Origin of the sequence: Wolbachia endosymbiont (group A) of Rhinocyllus conicus (assembly GCF_947250775.1) — a bacterium.
In the GTDB taxonomy this organism is placed as follows: Bacteria; Pseudomonadota; Alphaproteobacteria; order Rickettsiales; family Anaplasmataceae; genus Wolbachia.
This window is the reverse complement of the sequence record NZ_OX366349.1, coordinates 1286612-1310956: the sequence shown is the minus strand read 5'-3', so window position 1 is coordinate 1310956 and position 24345 is coordinate 1286612. Positions and strand designations below refer to the sequence as shown.

Sequence of the window (24345 nt, the reverse complement as noted above, 5' to 3'; positions counted from 1 at the left end):
AATGGCTGGGTGGCAGAATGGCTTATGCGGAGGACTGCAAATCCTTTTATACCGGTTCAATTCCGGTCCCGGCCTCTTTCATTTTCTATATCTTGTAAAAATTGCTCAATTCAACAGTAGCTTTAAGTGTGTAACCTATAGAGAAAATTATTCATAAGTAAAATCAATTTCTTTTCAAGTTATGGTTATACTCTTATAGCGTTTCATGGTAAAAAATAAACTAAAAATAAGCAAAGTGTTTTACAAAATGATATTACGTAATTTATTGTTTTTACTGCCGCCTGAAGTTGCTCACTCTTTGGCAATCATGGCATTAAAGAAAATACCTTATAAGAATCCTATAGAGCTACCAGAATCTTTGAGTGTGAATTTTTTTGGTAATAAGCTCAGAAGCCCCGTGGGCCTGGCTGCAGGTTTTGACAAGAATGCAGAAGTTATAAGGCCTATGCTTTCATTTGGTTTTGGGTTTATTGAAACTGGTACTGTAACTCGTAATCCACAATATGGAAACAAAAAACCAAGAATTTTTCGGTTAATTAAAGATCAAGGGGTAATTAACAGATTGGGATTTAACAATAAAGGAATAGACTATTTTCTTAAACAAATAGATGAAACCAAGCTTGATGACTGCATTTTTGGCATAAATATAGGAAAAAATAGTGCATCGAAAGACCAAATTAGTGATTATGTTGATTTAATAAAGATGGTATATGGAAAAAGCAATTATATAGTGCTGAACATCTCGTCTCCAAACACGCCTAATTTACGCAATCTGCACAATAAGCAAGAATTATCGAAATTGTTGAAATCCATCCGGAAATCAATTGATAATTCTAAATCCATACCAATAATATTAAAAATCTCACCAGATATAGATCAGCAAACGAAAGAAAATATCGCTGAGCTTGCGTTGGAATATAAGATTGACGGATTAACAGTAAGCAACACTACGGTAAGTAGAGATAATCTGCATTCCCACCACAACGAAAGTGGCGGATTGAGTGGCAAACCACTGTTCAAACTTTCAACCGAGTTATTGGGCGATATGTACAAATTTACTAAGGGCAAAATATTATTGATAGGGTGCGGAGGAATCTCAAGTGGTGCTGATGCATATAAAAAAATAAAGGCAGGAGCCTCTTTGGTGCAGTTGTACACTGCTCTCATATACCACGGACCTCAAGTTGTAAACAAAATTAATCTAGAACTTGCAGAACTAATAAGGAGAGATGGATTTAGTAACATTAGTGAGGTGGTGGGTTGTATACATTAATTTTGGAAGTTGGTGGTATTATTTTAATAAAATAAGACTAATTCTCTGGTATAAAGGTGGTAGAAAGTGCTTTTCTTTTAAATAATGGGTATGAAGAGTTTGAATGATGCAATATCTAAGATCATTGATTATAAATTTACAAATTATGCAATATTAGAAGAGGCACTAACTCACCCAAGCGTAAATAAAAGGAATAGCAAAAACCAGATTGTAAGCTACGAAAGACTAGAGTTTTTGGGCGATAGTGTTTTGAATATGGTCGTATCTGCCATACTGTTTAAACTATTTCCTGAAGAAAAAGAAGGAGCATTGGCAAAAAGAAAGACGGATTTAGTTTGTGGCAACACCATTGCTAATGTTGCTAAAGAAATAAAATTAGGCAGCTTTATCATCATGAATAATAGTGAACGCTGCAATGGAGGAAGATGTAACCTAAAAAATTTAGAAAACTCGCTTGAAGCACTAATAGGTGCAATTTATATTGATGGCGGACTTGAAAATGTTGAAAAATTTATTACCCAATATTGGGAAAAGCTAGCTAAAAGCATGCTTGACCCCCCTCAAGATCCTAAAACCTCACTGCAAGAGTGGACTCAGAAAAACAAATTGCCTTTACCAGAGTATGAGCTTGTAAAACAAACTGGACCAGCACACAATCCTGAATTTACTATATCAGTTTGCATAGAAGATTATGGTAAAGTTTCTGCATGTGCTTCTAGTAAAAAGATTGCTGAACAAAAAGCTGCTGAGTTGATGCTAGAAAAAATTGGAAAAGACGCTTCAGTTTAGGCAAAATAGGCATTAATGTAAGTTTTAAGGAAGCTAATAGCGTTTAGGGGAAATGGTCAATTTAAGGAGAAGCATAGTATTATTCATAAAAAAGTTGATCTACCAAAAATTAAGCCTTATGTAGTGGAATATCAATGGCCGTTGTTGGAGATGCGGAAAAAAAAGAAGTAGCAAGTTACCAAAAGGTGTTATGCCAGGTACATTTGGTCCAAGAGTTGTTTTGTGAAGTTGACAGAGTCAAGGAGAATGAAAGTTTTAAAAAATAGCATATTTTTTAATTATAAAAATTTAATATTAACTGATATAGCTAACCCAAGAAAGGTTTTCCTACGTCATACCGCCGCGGTATCTCAGCATAGATTCCGCTAACAAGTAGCGGAATGACGAATTTTTGTTTTTCAAATTATCGGTAAATCTAAGTCAGTTTAGCTATATTATCTCTCACACCGCTTAGCTGAACAGATACCATAAAAGATAGCTAGAAAGCAATTGCACTTGCAGCAAATTTCAAGATACAAGCTTCTGTATTTATTTTAAATTAAAAAAAGCTCAAGAAAAATAAAGTCAATTTTTGACGTCCCAAATATTACAGAATGTAATTGATTGATTGAGTAAAAACCAGTGAATGGTCACGTTAAAACATGTTTTTAAATTTTTGCCAAAATCCTGGTTTATTATCATTAACCTTTGTAAATGTTATATTTAAACTGTATTTCGGATCATTTGGCACGTCGTATTTTATGCTAAATGTTGAAACTTTATCGTTATTGTAAATATGTACATCATCATATGATAGCTTTGTTGTGTAACACTTTACATGCTTTTGCTTATCATACACTAAATCACCTGACTCCCTTTCTAGTTCCACAAATTTCGTTTTTTTCTGACATTCCTTCATTTTTATTAAATCCTTATCTAGTGATATTGAAACTGGCAACGTATTTCCAGCATATTCTTTAGCTAAAAGTTCACTTTGAGGATACATTTTTATTTCCCTGCCAAAATGTGAGTCTATGAAATTATTACTCCAAAATTTATCGCCAGAATGCACGTACTCATCAGTAGCATACGGCACCCCACCATAACTGCATTGAACTTTGTAATCTCCAACACCGTTGTTTTGAAAAAAATCATGAAGGGCAGTGTAGCTACCGTCAGCATCATTTATATAATCCATTACTTTATTCCTTAAACTTTTAGTTCATTATATCATAATCATTATGCCAATCAATCAAAAAAGCTCTCTCTTGCTGTTTTTAGAACTGATTTTAAGCAAGCGCTCTCGATTAGTTGGGAGCGTATTTATAAGATTGTGACATTCGTGCCTCCCAGTTTTTCACATACTGCTGAATCAATTCAGGATAATCTGTAATAATTAATAAATTTTCAGCATTTCCTTTTTTAGCTGTCTTACTAAGGTTAAATGACCCTGTGATGACTTTTTGATTGTCAACAATCATTATCTTATTATGAGCAATCTTTGGCTTATCATCGATCCAAATTGGTACTCCACCTGAAAATAATTCATTTATAACACTATATTTTGAGTAGAGTTGCGATTTATCTAAGATGACTTTAACATCAACACCGCGTTCTTTAGCATTAATCAAAGATTTTGCAACTGTTCCAAGAGTAAATGTATATTCTTGAACTAAGATAGATTTTTTAGACTGATCTATTACGCTGATTATCGGTACAGCACAATCTTCTCCAGGTGAAAAGCAAACCGTAGCTTTTGGGCAGGGCGAAAATATAAAACCCGCATAGTAATACAGAGAAAAACACATTAACAAGAATAAAAAGTGAAAAAGCCTCACAACAACCCACCCCCGGATATACGGCGATAGGCTACATCATAATTTAATCACCTGTCAATAGACTTCTTGCATAACCATATAACATTGGGAATAGAAACGAAAAAACTTCCTTGACAAACTCCGCCAGCCCTCTTATCATGGTACTGGAGGTATTCAGTTATCTTCATCTGTGCAGATTAAACAGCAAGAAAACAACGTAGTTGGCGTCTTATTTTTAATTTTTTGCACTATGTGCACCTTATGTCTTCACAACATTTCTGGGTTTTTACCTATATAAGCTGAAACGCGCTTATAAGTCGTTTAAGACAGTATAGTACGCCAATTTGCAGGATTAGAGAGTGACAACTAGCTAACACGGGGTTTCTTTTGCCTTTTTTTCTGCTTAGTAAATTTCTTAAACATTTAAACTAAGGTGAGTTGCATTTAAAAGCAGCTAAATTGCAGTGTTTAAGACTTAAAAAACGCCAATACTGAAAATAGACAATGACCAGGGTTTCTTTTGCCTTTTTTTTTATTTGGTAAATTTCTTAAATATTTATGGCTAAACGACAACCGTCATCCCGCTGCTTGTTAGCGGGATCTATGCCAAGAGATACCGCGAATGAATCGCGGCATGACGGTGTAGATGATGGTTAAGTATCCCGCTACGTGTTAGCGGGATCTAGAGATACCGTGACGGTATGACGGTTCGCGGCGGTATAGTAATTCGTCATCCCGCTGCTTGTTAGCGGGATCTAGAGATACCGCGAATGAATCCACAACTGTACGAACATTCATTCTTGAAGGTAAACTGCACAGCAAATGGTGTCATTCCAGTCTGGAATCCAGCCTTGCCGTAATCTCATCAAGAACGTTGTGTTTTAACATAAGATCAGCCACTTTTATGCTTACCAACTTAGTGCCCAATCAAAATTCCTGGATCCCAGTGGGCTTTGTTGCATAGCACCTTAAGCAGTGATGGTTTACGACAAATTTATGTAATGATTTCAAATTTAGCCATACCAATATCAGTGAATTTATTAAGCAAATAGCATTTGATTAGCAGTTCTTTTTCTCGATTTATCTCAGATTTATTCCTAAAACTAAATCCGAATATTTGCTTTAATCTTGAGAAAAACCCTTCAATATAAGATCTTTTCCCATAATTTACTTCTTTTTTCCATTCTTTCATGCCATCTTCACCGTATAATTTTATTAACCTAATAGCAGCATTCCTGTCAGACATATAATCTATTTTTGAATGTTCTGCTGCATCCTTTTTTGGTAGAACTTTTGTCTTTATATCGTATTTCTTACACAATTTATAAAGTTTGTGCCTATCGTATGCCCTATCTGCATATAATGCTTTTATTTTGTGCTGAAAATTAACTTCTTCAAGCAAATCGCAAGCTCCATAGTGGTCAGAGTAGACGCCATTACTGTATCTTGCAGCTATAGCTTTTTTACTATTCACACTTAACATAACATGTAACTTTCTTACTTGCTCGTAGCTTCGGTACTTTCTATCTGCACTGTTTTCCTTACTGTGGCCAGGAGTGTTACTGTAAATGCTGATACTTGTGCTATCTATGATAATTTCAATATTTTCCATGTTGCTTTTATCAACCCTGCAATCATTTATCTTAATATTAAGTTTTTTAAACCTTCTTGATGCTTGTGAATAGCTGATAACTGCCAAATTTTTTCCTATTTGTTGCAGATATCCTTTTATAAACCCCACCGTTTGTCTTAACCCAATTCTAAAAAGATTGACAATTATATGCACCAAAATTACGACTTTATCACTGTAAATATAGTTGCCGCCCTGCATTTTTGGACTATTTTCATACCAATTTTCGATAGCTTCATCGATGTAACGAAAAATATTTCCCCTTTTTTCAAGGAATTTGTTATATTCGTTTTGGTTACTGACTTTCATTTTCTGTGGCATATTTTTTCTTCAACAGTTAAATGGTTATTTATAATGAATTTTGTCAGTAGCCACCAGATTTTTTCGGTTGCTATGCAACAAAGCCATCCCAGTGTCTGGGCACTGGGATGACATCCTTCTGGTAGGCTCAAATTGTAATGTTCGTACAGTTGTGGAATGAATCGCGGTATGACGGTGTAGATGATGGTTAAGTATCCCGCTACGTGTTAGCGGGATCTAGAGATACCGTGACGGTATGACGGTTCGCGGCGGGATGACGGTTCGTGGCGGTATAGTAATTCGTCATTCCGCTACCCGTTAGCGCCGCGGCGGTATAGCTATAGAATGACAAAAAAAGGGCACTGTGACGGACTTAAATCACAATTATCAGTTAATGCTAATCGCGGTATTACAAAAAACGCCAAACTTTTTTCTGCTTTTATGCAAGAAGTCTAGTCCATATATTCTTCCCACTTTTCCGTGACTTTTCTTACTATTTCCTCACTCATTTTAATTTTCTCTCCCCATTCTCGTTTGGTTTCAGGCGGGATTTTATTTGTTGCATCAAATCCCATCTTACCTCCCAGGCCACTTTCAGGGGAAGCAAAGTCTAAATAATCAATAGGTGTATTTTCTATCATGATTGTATCACGCACAGGGTCCATTCTCGTTGATATTGCCCACATCACTTCCTTCCAATCACGTACATTTATATCATCATCAACAACGATAATAAACTTCGTGTATAAAAATTGCTTTAGAAAAGAAAGTATGCCCATAACAATTCTTTTTGCCTGCCCTGGATAAGACTTTTTTATCGATATCACCGCTATTCTATATGAACAACCTTCTGGTGGTAGATAAAAATCCACTATCTCTGGAAATTGATTGATAAGAATGGGCACAAAGATTTCGTTGAGCGCTTCACCAAGAATTGATGGTTCATCAGGTGGCTTGCCAGTGAAAGTGCTGAGATAAATTGGATTTTTGCGCATAGTAATTGCAGTAATATTAAATTCTGGAAATTGCTCAACAGAATTATAGTAGCCGGTGTGATCTCCGTATGGCCCTTCATCTTGATATCTATCCAAACTTACATAGCCTTCCAGAACAATCTCTGCATGAGCTGGCACTTGAAGCGGAATAGTCTTACAATTTACAAGCTCAAGCGGTTTTTTGCGCAGCAACCCAGCAAATTGGTATTCTGACAATGTTTCTGGCACTGGAGTTACCGCAGCAATAATTGTTGCAGGATCACTACCGATCACAGCAGCAGCAGGAAATTTCATATTTTGTTCCTTCTCTTTCCATCGTTTGTGGTGACCTGCACCACCACGATGTGCAAGCCAGCGCATTAGAGTCGTTTTTTTATCTATAACCTGCATACGATATATTCCAAGATTGAAATTATCTTGCTTGTCTTCCGTTGGGCCTTTTGTCACCACAATTGGCCAGGTGATAAGTGGTGCAGGTTCATTTGGCCAGCATGTTTGAATAGGTAGCAAACTAAGATCCACCTCATCCCCAGTTAGCACCACTTCTTGACATGGAGCCTTGCTCACAACTTTACTTCGCATCGACAATACAACTTTTAGTAAAGGAAACATTTTCACGGCATCTTTGAAGTTTTTTGGTGGCTCAGGTGATCGCAAAAATGCTAAAAGTTTACCCAAATCTCTTAGTTCACCAGGGTTTATGTTCAACCCCAATGCAATCCTCTTAATAGTACCAAATAAATTCACCAAAACAGGGATCGAGCTTTTACCATTCTCTTTAACAACATTCTCAAAAATTATAGCTGGCCCTTTGTTTGACAAAACCCTACGGTGAATTTCTGTCATTTCAAGAACTGTTGAAACTTCCTCCTTAATCCTAATCAGATCTTTTTTTTCTTCTAAGGCTTTAATGAAGTCGCGTAAGTTGGTGTACATATTTGAGTATTTAAGTCTACTAAGTAGTGCTTTTCCCCAGATTCCAGCACAATAAGTACATAAGACAATTATCTATTCACTGATTACTATAGAGGCCTTAGAAAAATTATTCTCCAGCTCGCTTTTTAAGTTTTTATATTCAGCAGTCTTTAACTCTTCATTAGTAATAAAACTTTTCTTTATAGCTATTACATTGCTAAATTCAGTTCCATCATTTTTATATTTACAGAACCTATTTACATATAACCAAGGAGTATCTATTTCAAAATTCAAACTTTCACAGTTTTTAATTTTAATATCTTTTATTATCATATGACTTTCCTTCGTTTTAGGAATACCGATAAAAAGGTCTGATACTTGATCAGAAGCTGTATTCACAACATCATTAAGCCAATTATTTCCTAAATTCAAAGCAGGCCCTAGATTTGTCTTAAAAACCTTATTTTTTTGCTGAAATTCATACTTAATTGTAAGACCCTCTACATTACGCAAAGTAAGATCAGGTAACTCTAAGAACTTCTTTTCTTCTTCATCAAGATATACTCCACTAATCATACGAAAAACAGAATCTCTTAATTGTTCGTTTGAATAATATAATCCAACACCTGTTAAGCCTAGAGTTGACTCCCCTTGAACAGTAAGCCATCCGCGTTCACTTACAACATTATCTTCATCTTCTATAGTTAATTCACTATAGGATATCACTTTTGAGTTTTCAGCTTGCACAGCAGGAATTTTTATGTAACTAGCTTCCTCAGAATCCAGTACTAGAGCATTCCTATTAGCAATGTCTGGGAAAATACCCTGAGCCATACTGACAGTATTAGTTGGATCAATCCAATATATTTTTCCACCTTTATTTGTTACTCTAAGCATCACATGATTAAAATTATCCATATTAGGTAAAGCTTCAGGATTGGAAATGCCAGTAGTTCCCCTCATAACTAAAATAGGTTGAACTTTATAACCAAGTTCTTGTAAAATAGCAGCCGTGCTGGCAGAAAAGTCTTTGCAATCCCCGACTTGAGAATCAGCAATTTTCTCTAAATCTCTCGGAAAATACTTTCCTGATACTGTACGCCAATCTCCCATGTATTGGATTTTTTCGTTCAATAAAGAAGTAACAGCATTAATTTTCTCCTCATCAGTATTCTTATTGGCAGCAGATCCTACTATAGCTGTAAAAGTTGCAGGAAGTGGCTGATTAATGACGCTATGATATCCAGGCGCTAATTTTTTAGCTAAATCCTCCCATTTAGATAAGCTTGACAATGATACCCAAGTATTATGTTTAATATTCAATATTCCATTATGTGGCTCATTTATTGTGTTTTCATAAACTGCTTTTTTTAAAGTAATACTTATAGAATGTACATCATTCTTTTTTTTCTCAACGATCTTTAATACGTTTCTTGGATCATTAACTTTAATCTCTAGAGGTAATTTAGAATTGATTTTAGTATTTTCTGCTTGGAAGTAATTCCCATAATAAGAAAAGCTCAAGCTATAAAAATTATCAACAGGGACTTTTTTGTTAATACTTTTATATCTTAAATATACTTCGGTACCAATTTCTATTTTAGAAAATGATATGGTTACTTGCCTTAACTGATCGAAACTTTTGCCAGGACTAGCCAATGGTTTATCCTCCATCATGTCTTCAGTGACTATATATTCCTCTCCGTTATAAGCTGTTTTAGCCTCTAAAACAGTCAAGTCTGTACTATCACCATTATAAATAACACTATACGGAGAGAATCTGCTACGCTCAGATTCCTTGAGTATTTTTACTAGTTGTTCAACTTCCACTTCATAGGTACCATCCTTATTAACACTAATGTTAACATTAGAAAATTTGACCTCAACGGAAGCATCTTCATACTTGCTCCACCTCGCTTCAGCTGTAGAAGCTACAAAAAGTACTAATAATGCTAAGTTAAAGAGAGTTTTTAAAAATTTCATTACGTCACCATATTTACTGAAAAATCATTTTATTAGACTTACACAATGCTGCCTATAATACAAACAGCCAGCTGATTAGGAAAGAAGTTTACTTTCTAGGATGGCTGTTTCTTTACCAATCATTCATATAATTTACCGCCGCGTTTACCAGTATTATATGCGGCAATTACAAGATAATCAACTTTTTACTACCACACTTACAATTGCTAGACGTGACGGTAAAGACCATCCAAATCTCTCAAATCCCCAACTCTGCACAAGTTTTCATCACCAAATCTTCTAATGAACTTTACAACAATATGCTTAAATTTCACTTTATAAAGTTTGCATTTCTTGATATAAATATTTTTATATCTTAAGATTGAACATTTATTTAATATAATGTGTCTGATTATTCTTTAAGTAAGTGTATGTCTAGAATATCGTTTTTATTGATCCTTATACTGGCAGTAGCAAGTTTACCAGTAATAAACAATTGGCTCTCAAATCGCAGCCAAATGCTAAGCGATGATTATATAGGTGAGAAATTAGATAATTATATAAGTAGAAATTTTGATAAGATCGTAAAAACTCTCAAAGAGGAGTCGATTAAAAGTAGTTACGCTGCTCGAGATAATGTGACCAAAAGTAAAATTTCACAATACAAGGATCAAATATTTGACCTTACTTATCCTTACTCCGGAAATGAAAATAGTAGTGTTATAGCTGTAGGTTTCTTTGACTATTCTTGTGGATATTGCAAGACTATAAAAGACGATATAAAACAGTTAATTAACGACGGTAAAATTAAGTATATCTTTAGGGATGCTCCAATACTTGGTAATGACTCTTTAAGGGCAGCAAAAAGCGCTTTAGCTGTTTACTTTATTGATAAAGAAAAATATTTCGACTTTCACTATTCTGCTTTAAGTCACAAAGGAGGATTTTCAGACGAAAGCATATTGGATATAGTGAAAAGCATAGGGATTGATGAGGACGATTTTAATAATTCCATGAAAAATAACGCGGACAAAATTGAGCAAATGATAAATGGCAGTAAGCTCCTAGTAAGAGATTTGGGAGTAGGGGGCACACCTTTTTTAATAATTGGGGATAGTCTGTTTGTAGGAGCAACTGATTTGAATGTATTACGCAAAAAAGTAGATGAATTAAGTCGCAAGCAAAAACTAGCTTCAGCGATTAATTTGCTATAAAATTTTATTTTTTTACTTGACAACGTAAACGAACCTGAGTACAATGTACCGTAGGCGTGGTGCTTAAATTACACTTAAGATGCCATTCAATTAGCAAGTTTTCTCTCAAGCACAGACATCAATAATTGTACTTTTTAATCAGGATGACCTGGTGTTATTTAGCTCAAATTACTTTAATTTTACTTTCATAGGAGGACATATGTCATTCACAGAAATTAGATTTCCAGAAAATATATCTTATGGTTCCACTGGAGGACCGGAATTTTCCACTGACGTTGTAACAACTCATAACGGTTGTGAACAGCGCAACATCAATTGGTCTCATGCACGCACTAGATACAACATAGCTTACGGGGTCAGATCAAACGAGCAGCTAACAGAACTCATAACATTTTTTCATGCACGAAAAGGTAAAGCAATAGGGTTTCGTTTTAAGGATTGGTCAGATTTTATAGCCATTAATCAAAAGATTGGTATAGGAGATAACAAAAAAACGACTTTTCAGCTAATCAAAACTTATGTAAGTGGGGAAGATAAGCATATACGCATGATCAAAAAGCCAGTACATGGGACAGTAAAGATTTATTTAAATGGTAAAGAAGAGAGTGAATATTCAGTAAATTATTCAACGGGAGAAATAACATTTATGAAGCCACCAGTAAAAGATGCGATAATCACTGCGAGCTTCGAATTTGATGTGCCCGTGCGCTTTGATACAGATTACTTAAACGCTTCTATTGATGACTATGGAAGCAATAGCTGGAATAACATTCCACTAGTAGAGGTGAAGTTTAATTAAGCTGCTTTAAAATTTCCTCCTGTTGCTGAGTGTGAACACTAGCATAACCACATGCAGGAGATGCAGCAGCAGGTCTTGCGATACACTTAGGTCTTTTTGCTTGAATATTGAGGTCAGATAACACCTCGTCTATCAATGGGTTGACAAAAAACCATCCCCCCATATTTTTTGGTTCTTCTTGACACCATATAATTTCAGCGTTCTTGTACTTTTCAAGTTCGCTGCTTAATTTATCGGCCGGAAACGGATAGAATTGTTCTAAACGTATCACTGCTATATCGTTTATTTTTTGTGTTTCAAGCATTTCAATTATATCGTAATAAACTTTACCACTGCATATTACAACTTTACGTATTTCATTATTTGAAACTAAACCTGTTCTACATTCTGGAATTACCGTGAGGAATTTTCCTTCAGAGTCAGATAGGTTAGAAACTGCTCTTTTATGACGCAATAGTGATTTAGGTGTAAACACTACTAAAGGCTTACGAAAGTCTCTATGCATTTGTCTGCGTAAGACATGGAAGTAATTCGCCGGAGTGGAACAATTAACTACCTGCATATTATCCTCTGCGCAGAGTTGCAAAAATCTCTCTATACGTGCGGAGCTATGCTCAGGTCCTTGCCCTTCATAACCGTGGGGCAACAATAGAACTAGACCGCTTGATCGCAACCACTTTGTTTCTGCAGATGCGATAAACTGGTCGATCATAATTTGTGCACCATTTGCAAAATCACCAAATTGTCCTTCCCAGAGCACCAGTGAATACGGAGAATCAAGACTATATCCATATTCAAAGCCCATTACAGCATACTCTGATAAAGCGCTATCTATGACCTCAAAGTGAGCTTGCTTTTCATTTATATTGTTTAGCGGAATAAACGCTTCTTCTGTTACCTGATCAACAAGCCTTGAATGACGGTGCGAGAAAGTCCCACGACCAGAATCTTGTCCTGATAAACGCACTCCTATTCCTTCTGTAAGCAGTGACGCAAATGCAAGACTTTCGGCAGTTGCCCAGTCTATATTGCTACCAGAATTTATGCTGTCTATTCTTCCATCGAGTATTTTTCTAACCTTATTGTTAATGTTAAAGCCGCTTGGGATGTTGCTATTTATATGCACACCTAATTTTTTCAACTCATCTGGCGGAACACCAGAATCCGTGTAGTATTCGCTCAAATCGTTCAGCTTTGCTCTTCTTAATTTTGACCACACTCCACCGAACCAGTCAGCTTTTTTTGGAGTGTAAGTCACTGATTCAGCAAGACTTTTATCTAATTTTGCCCTGAACTCACTGCGCAATTTATTTACTTCATCGCCATCTAATACTTTCTCTGCAGTCAATTTTTCTTCATACAATGTTCCAGGAGTTTTATGTTTTGATATCAGCTTATACATGAGTGGCTGAGTGAAATTCGGTTCATCGCCTTCATTATGGCCGTATTTGCGGTAGCATATTATATCAATCACTACGTCCTTTTTGAATTTCTGCCTATATTCCATCGCCAGACTTGCAGCAAAACTCACAGCTTCCGGGTTATCTCCATTCACATGGAAAACCGGAGCTTCTATTGATTTTGCTATGTCAGTGCAATAAAAAGAGGATCGTGCGCAGCATGGGTTAGCAGTAAAACCAACTTGATTGTTTATAACAATGTGCACAATACCACCCACTTTATAACCTTCAATGTTGCTTAGGCTCAAGGTCTCGGCAACGACACCTTGACCGATGAAAGCCGCATCACCATGAATTGATATGCCAAGCACAGACCTTATATTCTGTTTTGCTCTTATTCTTCCAGCCAAAACCGGATTCACCGCTTCAAGGTGAGATGGGTTAGGGCATAAACTTAAATGTATTTTTTTGCCACCTGTAAGTGCTCGATCAGAAGAATAGCCAAGGTGATATTTAACATCACCAGACACCTCAAGACCACTTGGGTATGCAAGGTTGCCTTGAAATTCAGATAGCATTGCCGCATATTCTTTGCCCATAACTTTGGTCAGAACATTAAGTCGTCCGCGGTGAGCCATGCCAAGGACTATTTCTTCAGTACTAAAAGCTGCAGAATCACTAATGATTCTCTCAATTGCAACGATAGCTGATTCCCCACCTTCGATAGAAAAACGTTTATATCCAGGAAATTTCATATGGAGAAATTGCTCGAACATTTCGGATTCGATCAAGTGCCTCAGGATTTCCTTTTTATCTTGTGAACTCAGCGTATAGGTTTGATTTTCGATCTTGTCCTGCAGCCATATTCTCTCCTCATAAGAGGAGATATGCATAAATTCAAAACCGATATTCTTGCAGTAAATATCTCTATAGATTTCAGCGTCACTTGCCGGAGATAGATTTGAATATTTTTGGTAATCTATTTCTTGATTTTCACTTGGTGACAATGGGTTTAAGTCTGCAAAAAAGTGACCATAGGACCTGAAGAAATTTGCTAAACTAGAAACTGAATCATCTACCTTAGTTGCATTGCAGGGCTCTGCTTTATTAACTTCTAAATTGCTTGAAAAAATTCTATACCAATCTTCCCCGATTGATTTATCGCCCTGCAGATAACGGCTATACATTTCTTCCACAAATTCTGCATTATCGCCATAAAGGCAGCTTAAACTCGACATAATTACTATATAAGATATCAAACACTTATAAGTATAACTTAAGTTTTTTAAAAAAGAACTTTTTTAGTTTCTATACGTCATACCGCCGCGGTATCTCTTAGCATAGATCCCGCTAACAAGTAGCGGGATGACGAATTACTATACCACCGCGAACCGTCATACCGCCGTGGTATCTCTTAGCATAGATCCCGCTAACAAGTAGCGGAATGACGATTTATCAGCAATCTACGTCATACCGTGATTCATTCGCGGTATCTCTTAGCATAGATCCCGCTAACAAGTAGCGGGATGACGAATTACTATACCACCGCGAACCGTCATACCGCCGTGGTATCTCTTAGCATAGATCCCGCTAACAAGTAGCGGAATGACGAATTACTATACCACCGCGAACCGTCATACCGCCGTGGTATCTCTTAGCATAGATCCCGCTAACAAGTAGCGGAATGACGAATTACTATACCGCCGCGAACCGTCATACCGTGATTTATTCACGGTATCTCACATAGATCCCGCTAACAAGTAGCGGGATGACGAATTACTATACCACCGCGAACCGTCATACCGCCGTGGTATCTCTTAGCATAGATCCCGCTAACAAGTAGCGGAATGACGAATTACTATACCACCGCGAACCGTCATACCGTGATTTATTCACGGTATCTCATCCGCTAACAAGTAGCGGAATGACGGTAAACCTAGATTACTTTAGCTATAATTATTAAGCTGCACCTGCTGGATTTGGTGATTGACTATTAAGAAATTCTGCTCTAGCTTCGGTAAAATCTGGTGAGGGTTTTGAAAAAAACGCAGTTTTTATTGCACAGTATGCGCAATATAATGCAACAGCAGCAGTACCTACTGCAAAAATGGCAAACCCGATTTTATCTGCTTTTCTGACATTCCTAGCTGCCACTTCAGTTGCGCAGATGATACTAAGAGATGAAAGAACTATTGTACCATAAGAGTATAGCAACACCATATGAGAGTTAACGGCACCAAATAACTGCCCAACTTTACTGTCGTGTTTAGCATAATCTACTGGTCTTTTATTGTAATGATCTTTTAAGTCTGGGTTAGCGCCTTTCCTCAAAAGCAATTTCGCGATTTCAACATGACCACGTGCATGATCATTAAGGTAACTATGATCATCACATAAGTAATGTAACAGTGTTTTACCTTGATTATCTTTTGCATTAGGGTCAGCACCTTTGTCTAAAAGTAATTCAGTAACTTTGTGACAGAGAACACCATTCCATTTGGTAGTACAGTGTAATGATGATTTACCTTCTCGATCTCTCGTATTAGGATTAGCACCATACTTTAAAAGTAAACTTATGGCCTTAACCCTTAACTCATCTTTACAACTTGTATACCCAAGCACGAAGTTTAATGGTATATTGCCACTAGTGCTTTCTGTATTTAAATAATCAAATTTATCATCATTTTTTACTGTCTCTAGTAATAATCCCAAAAAATCTAGCTCATTACTGTTAATAGCTGATATTACAAGATCCGAAAAAGCTTCTGCTTGACTATCGGTAAGCGATTTATATGCCTCGATCTGCGTTTTTAATACATCTAAGTTTTTTTCACTATCAAATAATTTCTTTCTGGCTTTAGAGATAACGTCATGGCTATCTGTTAGTTCCAAAATTTTTAAAGCTTCTTCTTTATTCATGATCATTACCCCTGCTAATAGTGTTGAAGTTGAGTATAACCCAAAATTTCAAAAAGCAAAGCTTTTTATGTTAAACTGCATCCACTGCGCAATCCCATAACTGTACAAACATTGTAATTTATCTCCATCTAGGAAAGGGTGTCATTCCAGCGCCCCTATGATGTCATCCCAGTGCCCCTATGATGTCATTCCAGTGCTCCTTTCTCGTCATCCCAGTGCCCAGACACTGGGATCTAGTTTTCCATAAATGGTGCATTTTAACATAACTTTTATACTTGATAAAATTCCTGGATTCCAGCATCAAGTGCTGGAATGACACCTCTCTTTGAGCTATAAACATTAAGAAATTTACCAAACGAAAAAAAAGGCAAAAGAAGCCCCGAGTAGCGAGTTTTGACTCTATATTACTGTAAGTGGCGCTGTAATAATGTGCTGACGCTTAGTTTAAGCGCGGTTTGGCTGAATGTAGAAAAAATTTAAAAGACATGCAGCCGCTATAATTTTATGTAATCCGCCAATAAATACCTGAGTTTTTTTACTGAATTTTGTCATTGAGCCTGCAGGTCAAAAACAAGTTTTGAGTCATAAATACCCTTATTGTCATGATAAGGGAGCTGGCGGAGTTTGTCAAGTCGTTTTTCGTTTAATCCGTTTCTATGAGCTACTTGGATGACGAGGAAAGAGCACTTACATATTTATGGCAACCTCATTACCTCCGCTCAAACAGTTTTTCAATATCACTGAGTTTCATTTCTATATAAGTTGGCCTTCCGTGGTTGCATTGCCCGGAATATGGAGTTTTTTCCATTTGTCTCAGCAGCTCATTCATCTCCTCTAACCTCATTTTCCTGCCTGCTCTAATTGATCCATGACAAGCGATAGTAGCCAATATCTTGTTCACTTTGTCTTCTACTGGCAATGTATCTTCTATTTCCGTTAATCTACCCACTATATTAATTAGCATCTCTTTCACATCTATTGCTCCCAAAATTGCAGGGATTTCTTTTACTATCACTTTATTCTCTGATTTGATTTCAATATCAAAACCCATTTCAAATAACTTATCTTTATAGATTTCAATCATCTCCATTCCAGCTTGATTTTTGATTTCAACCGTTTCAGGAAGAAGTAGTTTTTGTCTTTTTATACTTGATTTTTGTTTTAGGCATTCATATACTAATCTCTCGTGGGCTGCATGCTGATCAACTATAATCAATTTGTCTCTTACCTCGGCAATAATGTAAGTATTATAGACCTGACAGCGTGCAAACCCGAGCGGGTGGCTCTCTATCAAATCAACTTGCTCTAACACCTTTTTTTCTAGAACCATAATTTCCGCTTGTGATGGGGATTTCTGTATGCCGGTATAATCAAACGATTTTGACTGTTCTGATAAGCCTTTTGCTTTTTCATTTGGAGAGGCAAATTCTTTTATTAGTTGATTTTCAAAAGGACTTGGCCTCCTTTCATAAAATTCTTTTTGAACATTAGACTTATCAAAAGGATCTGATAATGAACCTTTCACAAAACCCTCTATCGTATTAGTAGTTCTCTGGTCACTAGCTGGAATGACATCAAAGGTGCCTATCCTTCTTGACAACGCTTTAATTAATCCTCTTGTCACTATCTCATATATGAGCTTCTTATTCTGAAACCTTACTTCTGATTTATTTGGATGCACATTTACATCTACTTGATCATAAGGTATCTCTAAATGTAACGCTGCAAAAGGATACCTATCGCTTGGAATAAAATCATGATATGCATACCTAACCGCACCAATAAGTAAATTATCTTTAATTGGCCTTCCATTAACAAATGTATAGATCTGAGTTGACTTACCACGATTGACGGTCGGCTTACAGATGTGTCCCGTAAGTTTAATGCCGTCTTCTTCTTCATTGACCTCCAAAGAATTGCCCTGAAATTCTTCTTCTACTTCACACAATCTATGAAATAACGAAGTCTGCTTAGCGTATTTTAAGAGCTTTTTATTACCTGAAGTGAGAGTAAACCCTATATGATAGTTAACCATTGCTAGGTTGTTTACAATATCAACAATGCTTTGAGTTTCTGCTCTTTCGGTTTTTAGAAATTTTAGTCTATTTGGGGTAGCGAAAAACAAATCTCGTACTTCAATATGTGTCCCTTGTGATAAAGAGTAAGGAGTTAGCTCCCCCATCTTTTCTCCACCCTCATAACTTATAGACCATGCTTCACTTGCTCCGCTTGCTTTAGACGATAATTTTATCCTACTTACTGCTGCTATTGAAGGCAGAGCTTCTCCTCTAAAGCCAAGATGCTTGATTTCTATCAACTCACTATCGCTCAATTTTGAAGTAGCATGGCGCATAAACGCAAGTTCTAAATCGTTTTTTTCTACTCCGTTACCATCATCTGTCACAATAATAAGGTTACGCCCACCACTTTCTATTTTGATCTCTATTTCTAAACTTCCAGCATCTATTGCATTTTCCACTAATTCCTTTACTACACTTGCAGGCCTTTCTATCACTTCCCCCGCTGCTATACGGTTTATGGTTTTTGTGTCTAGAAGGATTATTGCCATAGATTTATTATGAAACTGGTTTTTCTTTTACTTCTTTGGTCTGTCTCTCTCTCCACTTTTTTAACCTACCTGCAATTTCACCGTTGGAAATTGACAATATAGATACGGCGGTAATGGCAGCATTATATGCTCCATTTTCTCCTATAGACATGGTTGCAACTGGAACACCCTTTGGCATTTGAACTATAGAGAGTAGACTGTCCAGCCCATTTAATTGTTTACTATGCACAGGAACGCCGATAACTGGTAAACAAGTTAATGACGCAACCATACCAGGTAAATGAGCTGCACCTCCTGCACCAGCTATAATAACCTTAAAACCTTCTTCTTGTGCAGATTTAGCAAAATTGAAGAGCCTTTCTGGTGTTCTATGTGCAGATATTATGAATATGTCATGTGAAACTTCTAATGCTTTTAGCATATCGACGGTATGGACCATAGTGGTGTAATCTGACTCACTTCCCATAATAACAGCAACATCTTTTTTTATTTTTGTCATATTCAACACAATTTTACTTACTAACTAAATAGTGTTCCAGCTAAAAAGCAACAAATATTTAAGTTATATTATAAATATAATATATAGAATTCTCGTTAAAATAGAAATTTTAAAAATTTAAATAAATATCTATGTTAAGATATAGAGATATAAACTTCTTATGTAAGATAAATTTATAAAATAATTATTTTTGTATTTCAAGCTTTGTAATTTTAGCTTGTTCTTTCTGTAAATGATTTTTTCAGAGAGGCTGATGGTAAAATGGTAATTTAAAATTACTAGAAATTTGATTGAAATATTAATATACAATCAACTTAAAGTTTTAAATTTGATATCATATAATTATTGACAAGTTATATGATATTAATATCTTGGTATATTAAATATTATGCTATAATATTTAATAAAGTTAATTGATATGTGAGTGTAAGAATTATGGAAATAATATCGTTAAATAACTTAGACAGTGCAGCAATAAAAACAAAGTTGCTTTATATAATAAATAAAATTATAGAAAAAAATGCTTGGACTCAGGCTTTTGCAGCTGAGAAACTTGGTATTGATCAGCCAAAGGTATCACAAATTAAAAATGGTAAAATAGATGGTTTTTCTTTAGAGCGATTGTTAGGATTTCTAAAAAAACTTGATCATGAAATAACAATCACGATGACAGAAAGCCAAGAAATAAAATCTGAGGCAGAAAAAGTAAAACATGAAGTTGAATCGCAATAGATACAAAGTTGACAACTTGTTTTTTGTGATATAGTATAAAACTTATTAAGGTAGTATCTTATGGCTGAGTCTATTGTAGAAAAGTGTACAGAACAGGTAAGTAACCGTTTCAAATTGGTTCTATTGGCAAGTCAAAGAACACATGATTTAAATACAGGAGCAAGTAATCCAGTTCAAACAGTTCAGTTTAAAGACCATAAAAACACCATAGTTTCCTTATATGAAATAGCAGAAAAACAGGTGGATACTCATGAGCTATTTAACCTTTTGGTAGGTAGATGCAAGGAGTACATGAAAGGAAATATGAATAATGTTTACAGCAGTAATACAAGTAAGCTAGCGAATTTATTAAATTTTTCTGATGGTCAATTTAACACAGATCTTGATGCAAGTCAAGAAAGCCAAGATTATGAAGTGGATGGTGAAATAGATGATGAAATAAATGATCAAGATGGCGATGAAGAAGTATCCGTTTAGAAATCTACTGAAGTTACATAGTCTTTAAATGCTTCACATTGCTATCTATACACTGTTGTTCTGTATGAGTATAATGTTGTGCCGCATAGTGTCTAAGTCAAGTGATGTGTACAATAAGGTTTTAGCGTTCAATAATTTCTCAACGCAAGTAGTTGTACTCATAACAGCAATATCAATCATTCTGAATAATTTTTTTTTAATTGATATAGCATTGTTGTATGCTAGCGTTAGCTTTATATCAACTATAGCACTAATGAGATTAATGTTGTTTTAATAATTTATGATAGGATCCGTTCTTATATTTTTAGGCATTTGTTCAGTAATCATTTCAAGTGTGGGAGTAATTAGATTTCCTGATTTCTATACTAGGTTACATGCAGCAGGTATTACAGATTCTAGCGGTGCAACGCTATTGTTAATTGGTTTTGCTTTGCAGAATGGATTTTCAATCAATACTGTTAAAATAATATTATTAATTCTTATAATATGGGTAGCTAGCTCAACTAATGGCTATATTTTAGCGCGCACTTATTATAAAGTTAAGAAAAAAACTGTTAAAGAAGGTTAAGGTGTTAGAAATATTAAATGTAGTGCTACTTTTGTTGTTACTAACAGTTACGGTTTTTATAGTCTTCTCGCGACATTTAGTCGTAAGTGCTGTTCTAATGTGTGTATTTAGTTCACTTATTGCGCTTATATACTTAATTATGAATGCACCTGATGTTGCAATTACTGAAGCTTCTGTTGGTGCGGGGCTCAGTACGGTTTTTACGTTTGCAGCACTCTCCTTGATAAAGAATCATAAAGTAAATCTATCTCATAACCCTATAACGCTTTTTTTTATGTTATTTCTGGCTGTATGTTTGTCATATTTTATGATTCAATTGCCAGATTTTGGCAGCCACAATGCTCCGATCCACTTACATGTTGCTCCTTATTATGTGGAAAATACCGAAAAAGCTACCGGTATTCCTAATATAGTGACAGCTGTTTTGGCAAGCTTTCGTGGTTATGACACGTTTGGAGAAACTATAGTAGTTTTTACTGCTGCGCTTTGTATAACGTTGATATTAAAAGAAGAAAAAGACAATGATTAAAGATCCGATATTAAATGCAGTAACATTTTTGATGATACCTTTTATCATTTTATTTGGTTTATACATACAATTTCACGGTGATTACACTCCGGGTGGAGGTTTTCAAGCAGGAATAATTATTGCCTCCGGGATAATATTATATTCAATGCTATTTGGTGTATCTACAACTCTAAAAGCAATACCTTATTCTGTGATTAGATTGACTAACGTGTTAGGTATTTTAATTTATGGAGGAACGGGCGTTGCAACAACTTTACTTGGCCAAAATTTTTTATCTTATGATATCTTGTCAGCCAATAATAGAACCGGTCAAAAATTGGGTATTTTTTTGGTGGAATTAGGTGTAGCATTTACTGTCTGCTCCTCTATGTTAATTATATATATGAATTTTGCTCGTAGGAAAAAACAATGACTTTATATAATTATACGATTATTATTGTATTAATGGTGCTAGGTTTATATATTATTATAAACGATAAAAATTTAATCAAGAAAATGATAGGGGTAAGCGTCTTCCAAGCATCTGTTTTGTTGTTTTACATATCTCTAGGATATATAAAAAGTTCTTTGCCTCCTATATTGGTTTCAAATTTTTATTCATATAGCAATCCTATACCTCATGTTTTAATGCTTACTGCTATAGTGGTTGGAATTGCAACATTTTCAGTTGGATTGTCCATAGCAGTAAAAATGGAAGAAAAGTATGGAACAATTGATCAAGACAAGTGTACATAAATTAACAGTATCTTAAACTATATGAAGTAACGAATAGCCACAAGTTAAAAGTAAAATTATAGACTTGCTCGTTGTAAGTTTATTTGTTAATAAGAAATAAAATTATAAACTATAAAGGTAATGATGTCAACTATTAATGATGCAGAAGATAAGAAAAAAATTATCAGAGATCTTGTAACTAAAAGTATAAAAAAAGGTGGTTTTGTCACCTTTGATGATATAAATGATAAATTATCAGATGAAAATTTTTCGTCTGATTTTATAGATGATGCTATATCTTTATTGCAGGATTCCGGAATTAATGTGCTTGAAAGTAGCGAAGATGAAGAAGATATTCCTTCCAACAGTGATGATAGTAAACTTGATGATGATGACACATCGCCAAATATTACTGCAACTTTAGTACAAAATGATGATCCAGTGAGGATTTATTTACAAGACATGAGCTCTGTAAAGCTTTTGTCAAGGGCAGATGAAATCGAGATAGCAAAAAAAATTGAATCTGAAAAGCATAACATGTTACGTGCAATAATTGAAACATCAGTAACATTAAAGGTGATAAAAGTATGGCGTGATGATTTAAGTAGTGGAGCTCTCTTACTGAGAGAAATTATAGATCTGGATGCAATTTATAACTCTGACTTTAATGTGGTACCCAAAGAAGAGAGTGAAGAAAGTGCTGAAGATGTTGAGGATTCTGAGGATGTTTCTGAAGATGCTGAGTACTGTAGTGATGATGAGAAAGATAGTAAAAAAAGTGATGATGAGAAAGACGGTGATAATGAAGATATAAATTCAGCGAATTTAAATGTTTCTATTCTTGAAATGGAAAGTGACTTATTGCCAAAGGTCATAGTTGCATTGGATGAGATAATTACTTTAACAAATGAAGCATTGGTATTAAGAAAAAATTCTAAAGATTCCTCTGATGAACTAGAGAATTTATATAGTCAAATATGGTCTATAGCATTACAAATTAAGTTAAGTGATGCTGCTGTTGCCAGAATTACACAAGAACTTTATAAGATAAATAGATCCATCACGCTTGAAGAGGCTAATCTTATTGCTGAGGCTAGAAAATACGATATCGATAGAGAAAGTTTCTATAAAGTTTATGATGACGTGCTTTTAAAGCACGAATTGAAAAAGATAAGTCTTTTAAAGATCAATGAAAATCAGTCCTCTTTTACAGGTGAATTAAAAAACAAATTTTTAAGGTTTATAGACGATAACTCTGAACATATAGCTAGTACTTTGAACGGTATTAAGCAGCATATACAGGAAGATAACGTGCAAGAATTTAAGGAGCTAATCAGGAGAATACAAAAACACGAACGAGAAGTCTCTGAAGCAAAGCAAGAGATGATTAAGGCTAACTTAAGGCTAGTAGTTTCCATTGCTAAGAAGTATTCAAAAAGAGGCCTTGATCTGCTTGATTTGATACAAGAAGGCAATATTGGTCTTATGAAGGCCGTGGATAAGTTTGATTACAAACGTGGATATAAATTTTCAACTTATGGCACTTGGTGGGTAAGACAATCAATCACTAGGGCAATACCTGAGCAGTCTAAAGTAGTTAGAATACCAGTTCATATGGTAGAAGTTATCAGTAAAATCAACAGAGCATTAAGAAAAATGACTCATGAGATGGGAAGAGAGCCGACGTTAGAGGAATTAAGTGTAGAACTGACAATGCCACTGGAAAGAATACGCAAAGTTATGAAAATAGCAAGGGACCCAGTAAGTCTTGAAGCTCCAACAGGAAAGGATGATAGTAGTACCTTCGGTGATTGTATAGAAGATAAGCGAGTCTCCAGACCAGAGGATGCTGCAATACTTGCTGACTTGCGTGGCATTACAACCAATGTTCTTGCAACTTTAACACCAAAGGAAGAAAGAATTCTAAGAATGCGTTTTGGCCTTGGTAAAGATGGGAAGGAGCATACCTTAGAAGAAGTAGGAAAAATTTTTAATGTAACACGTGAGAGAATTAGGCAAATAGAGGCAAAAGCACTGCGCAAGTTGAAACATCCAAGCCGCGCTAGAAAACTTAGAGGGTTCTTTTAAGTATACGTGTCAAGTTAAGAAGAAGCTGATTTTGCCCGGAAAAAGTGGAGAAAAAGTCAGAGCGTTTTTAAAATAAAACGTTTTTTCAAAAAGGTATGATATGAAGGAAATGCACAATAAAGTTTAAAATGGGGGTTGTAAAAAAGTTGCACCGCTATTTTTTTTTATGAATCTAAT

General features: G+C 35.4%; 23 protein-coding genes, 1 tRNA gene and 1 pseudogene. 14 read left to right on the top strand and 11 right to left on the bottom strand.

Annotation, left to right across the window (positions count from 1 at the left end; all coding sequences use genetic code 11):
* Positions 1-3 precede the first annotated feature (3 nt).
* The 4 genes and pseudogenes from OOK92_RS06450 to OOK92_RS06435 all read left to right on the top strand — a co-directional run.
* Positions 4-75, top strand: a tRNA-Cys gene (locus OOK92_RS06450).
* A 130-nt stretch (positions 76-205) separates the two neighbouring features.
* Positions 206-1273 (top strand): quinone-dependent dihydroorotate dehydrogenase, encoded by a 1068-nt coding sequence (locus OOK92_RS06445; RefSeq protein WP_264688383.1) that lies wholly within the window; start codon positions 206-208, stop codon positions 1271-1273.
* Positions 1274-1363: 90 nt separating this feature from the next.
* Positions 1364-2062, top strand: a complete 699-nt coding sequence (rnc, locus tag OOK92_RS06440; protein ID WP_253309845.1) for a ribonuclease III — start codon at positions 1364-1366, stop codon at positions 2060-2062.
* A gap of 81 nt (positions 2063-2143) precedes the next feature.
* Positions 2144-2279, top strand: a pseudogene (locus OOK92_RS06435) (IS66 family transposase); the annotation flags it as partial.
* A 417-nt stretch (positions 2280-2696) separates the two neighbouring features.
* Here OOK92_RS06435 and OOK92_RS06430 read toward each other — a convergent pair.
* From OOK92_RS06430 to OOK92_RS06405, 6 genes are all read right to left on the bottom strand, one after another.
* On the bottom strand, positions 2697-3239 hold the full coding sequence (locus OOK92_RS06430) for a hypothetical protein (protein ID WP_264735592.1): 543 nt from the start codon (positions 3237-3239) through the stop codon (positions 2697-2699).
* A gap of 109 nt (positions 3240-3348) precedes the next feature.
* Positions 3349-3879: a phospholipase D family nuclease gene (locus OOK92_RS06425; protein ID WP_253309843.1), complete on the bottom strand. Its 531-nt coding sequence runs from the start codon at positions 3877-3879 to the stop codon at positions 3349-3351.
* A 973-nt stretch (positions 3880-4852) separates the two neighbouring features.
* A complete protein-coding gene (locus OOK92_RS06420) occupies positions 4853-5809 on the bottom strand; it encodes an IS5 family transposase (RefSeq protein WP_264735591.1) in 957 nt (318 codons plus the stop codon).
* On the bottom strand, positions 5794-5940 hold the full coding sequence (locus tag OOK92_RS06415; RefSeq protein WP_264735590.1) for a hypothetical protein: 147 nt from the start codon (positions 5938-5940) through the stop codon (positions 5794-5796). Before OOK92_RS06415 ends, OOK92_RS06420 begins: the two co-directional genes overlap by 16 nt.
* Positions 5941-6240: 300 nt before the next feature.
* A complete protein-coding gene (locus OOK92_RS06410) occupies positions 6241-7719 on the bottom strand; it encodes a UbiD family decarboxylase (protein WP_264735589.1) in 1479 nt (492 codons plus the stop codon).
* A 72-nt stretch (positions 7720-7791) separates the two neighbouring features.
* Positions 7792-9681: a DUF3857 domain-containing protein gene (locus tag OOK92_RS06405; RefSeq protein ID WP_264735588.1), complete on the bottom strand. Its 1890-nt coding sequence runs from the start codon at positions 9679-9681 to the stop codon at positions 7792-7794.
* A gap of 410 nt (positions 9682-10091) precedes the next feature.
* Here OOK92_RS06405 and OOK92_RS06400 point away from each other — a divergent pair, with 410 nt between their 5' ends.
* Entirely contained in the window at positions 10092-10874 is a 783-nt protein-coding gene (locus OOK92_RS06400; RefSeq protein WP_253309838.1) for a DsbA family protein, read from the top strand.
* 199 nt (positions 10875-11073) lie between these two features.
* Complete coding sequence (locus OOK92_RS06395; protein ID WP_253307282.1) at positions 11074-11673, top strand: TIGR02217 family protein; 600 nt, start codon at positions 11074-11076, stop codon at positions 11671-11673.
* Here OOK92_RS06395 and OOK92_RS06390 read toward each other — a convergent pair.
* From OOK92_RS06390 to purE, 5 genes are all read right to left on the bottom strand, one after another.
* Complete coding sequence (locus OOK92_RS06390) at positions 11666-14311, bottom strand: 2-oxoglutarate dehydrogenase E1 component (protein ID WP_264735587.1); 2646 nt, start codon at positions 14309-14311, stop codon at positions 11666-11668. The two genes, OOK92_RS06395 and OOK92_RS06390, sit on opposite strands and share 8 nt — an antisense overlap.
* Before the next feature lie 721 nt (positions 14312-15032).
* On the bottom strand, positions 15033-15998 hold the full coding sequence (locus tag OOK92_RS06385; RefSeq protein WP_264735586.1) for an ankyrin repeat domain-containing protein: 966 nt from the start codon (positions 15996-15998) through the stop codon (positions 15033-15035).
* 157 nt (positions 15999-16155) lie between these two features.
* The gene (locus OOK92_RS06380; protein WP_264735585.1) at positions 16156-16332 is read right to left on the bottom strand and encodes a hypothetical protein; all 177 of its coding nucleotides are present in this window, start codon (positions 16330-16332) and stop codon (positions 16156-16158) included.
* Between the two features lie 369 nt (positions 16333-16701).
* Positions 16702-18561, bottom strand: coding sequence for a DNA mismatch repair endonuclease MutL (gene mutL / locus OOK92_RS06375; protein WP_264735584.1), 1860 nt, complete (start codon positions 18559-18561; stop codon positions 16702-16704).
* A 7-nt stretch (positions 18562-18568) separates the two neighbouring features.
* The gene (purE, locus tag OOK92_RS06370; RefSeq protein ID WP_264735583.1) at positions 18569-19060 is read right to left on the bottom strand and encodes a 5-(carboxyamino)imidazole ribonucleotide mutase; all 492 of its coding nucleotides are present in this window, start codon (positions 19058-19060) and stop codon (positions 18569-18571) included.
* A 435-nt stretch (positions 19061-19495) separates the two neighbouring features.
* Here purE and OOK92_RS06365 point away from each other — a divergent pair, with 435 nt between their 5' ends.
* The 8 genes from OOK92_RS06365 (at position 19496) to rpoD (ending at position 24168) form a co-directional block, all read left to right on the top strand.
* The gene (locus OOK92_RS06365; protein ID WP_253310011.1) at positions 19496-19792 is read left to right on the top strand and encodes a helix-turn-helix domain-containing protein; all 297 of its coding nucleotides are present in this window, start codon (positions 19496-19498) and stop codon (positions 19790-19792) included.
* 60 nt (positions 19793-19852) lie between these two features.
* Entirely contained in the window at positions 19853-20269 is a 417-nt protein-coding gene (rpoZ, locus tag OOK92_RS06360) for a DNA-directed RNA polymerase subunit omega (RefSeq protein ID WP_253307286.1), read from the top strand.
* A 28-nt stretch (positions 20270-20297) separates the two neighbouring features.
* Positions 20298-20543, top strand: coding sequence for a monovalent cation/H+ antiporter complex subunit F (locus tag OOK92_RS06355; protein ID WP_082860906.1), 246 nt, complete (start codon positions 20298-20300; stop codon positions 20541-20543).
* A gap of 6 nt (positions 20544-20549) precedes the next feature.
* Positions 20550-20837, top strand: a complete 288-nt coding sequence (mnhG, locus tag OOK92_RS06350; RefSeq protein ID WP_096617042.1) for a monovalent cation/H(+) antiporter subunit G — start codon at positions 20550-20552, stop codon at positions 20835-20837.
* Between the two features lies 1 nt (position 20838).
* A complete protein-coding gene (locus OOK92_RS06345) occupies positions 20839-21366 on the top strand; it encodes a DUF4040 domain-containing protein (RefSeq protein WP_264735582.1) in 528 nt (175 codons plus the stop codon).
* On the top strand, positions 21359-21778 hold the full coding sequence (locus tag OOK92_RS06340) for a Na(+)/H(+) antiporter subunit B (protein WP_164224942.1): 420 nt from the start codon (positions 21359-21361) through the stop codon (positions 21776-21778). The genes OOK92_RS06345 and OOK92_RS06340 overlap by 8 nt, the downstream gene beginning before the upstream one ends.
* Complete coding sequence (locus OOK92_RS06335; RefSeq protein WP_253307288.1) at positions 21775-22101, top strand: cation:proton antiporter subunit C; 327 nt, start codon at positions 21775-21777, stop codon at positions 22099-22101. Before OOK92_RS06340 ends, OOK92_RS06335 begins: the two co-directional genes overlap by 4 nt.
* A 123-nt stretch (positions 22102-22224) precedes the next feature.
* The gene (gene rpoD, locus OOK92_RS06330) at positions 22225-24168 is read left to right on the top strand and encodes an RNA polymerase sigma factor RpoD (RefSeq protein WP_264735581.1); all 1944 of its coding nucleotides are present in this window, start codon (positions 22225-22227) and stop codon (positions 24166-24168) included.
* Positions 24169-24345 lie beyond the last annotated feature (177 nt).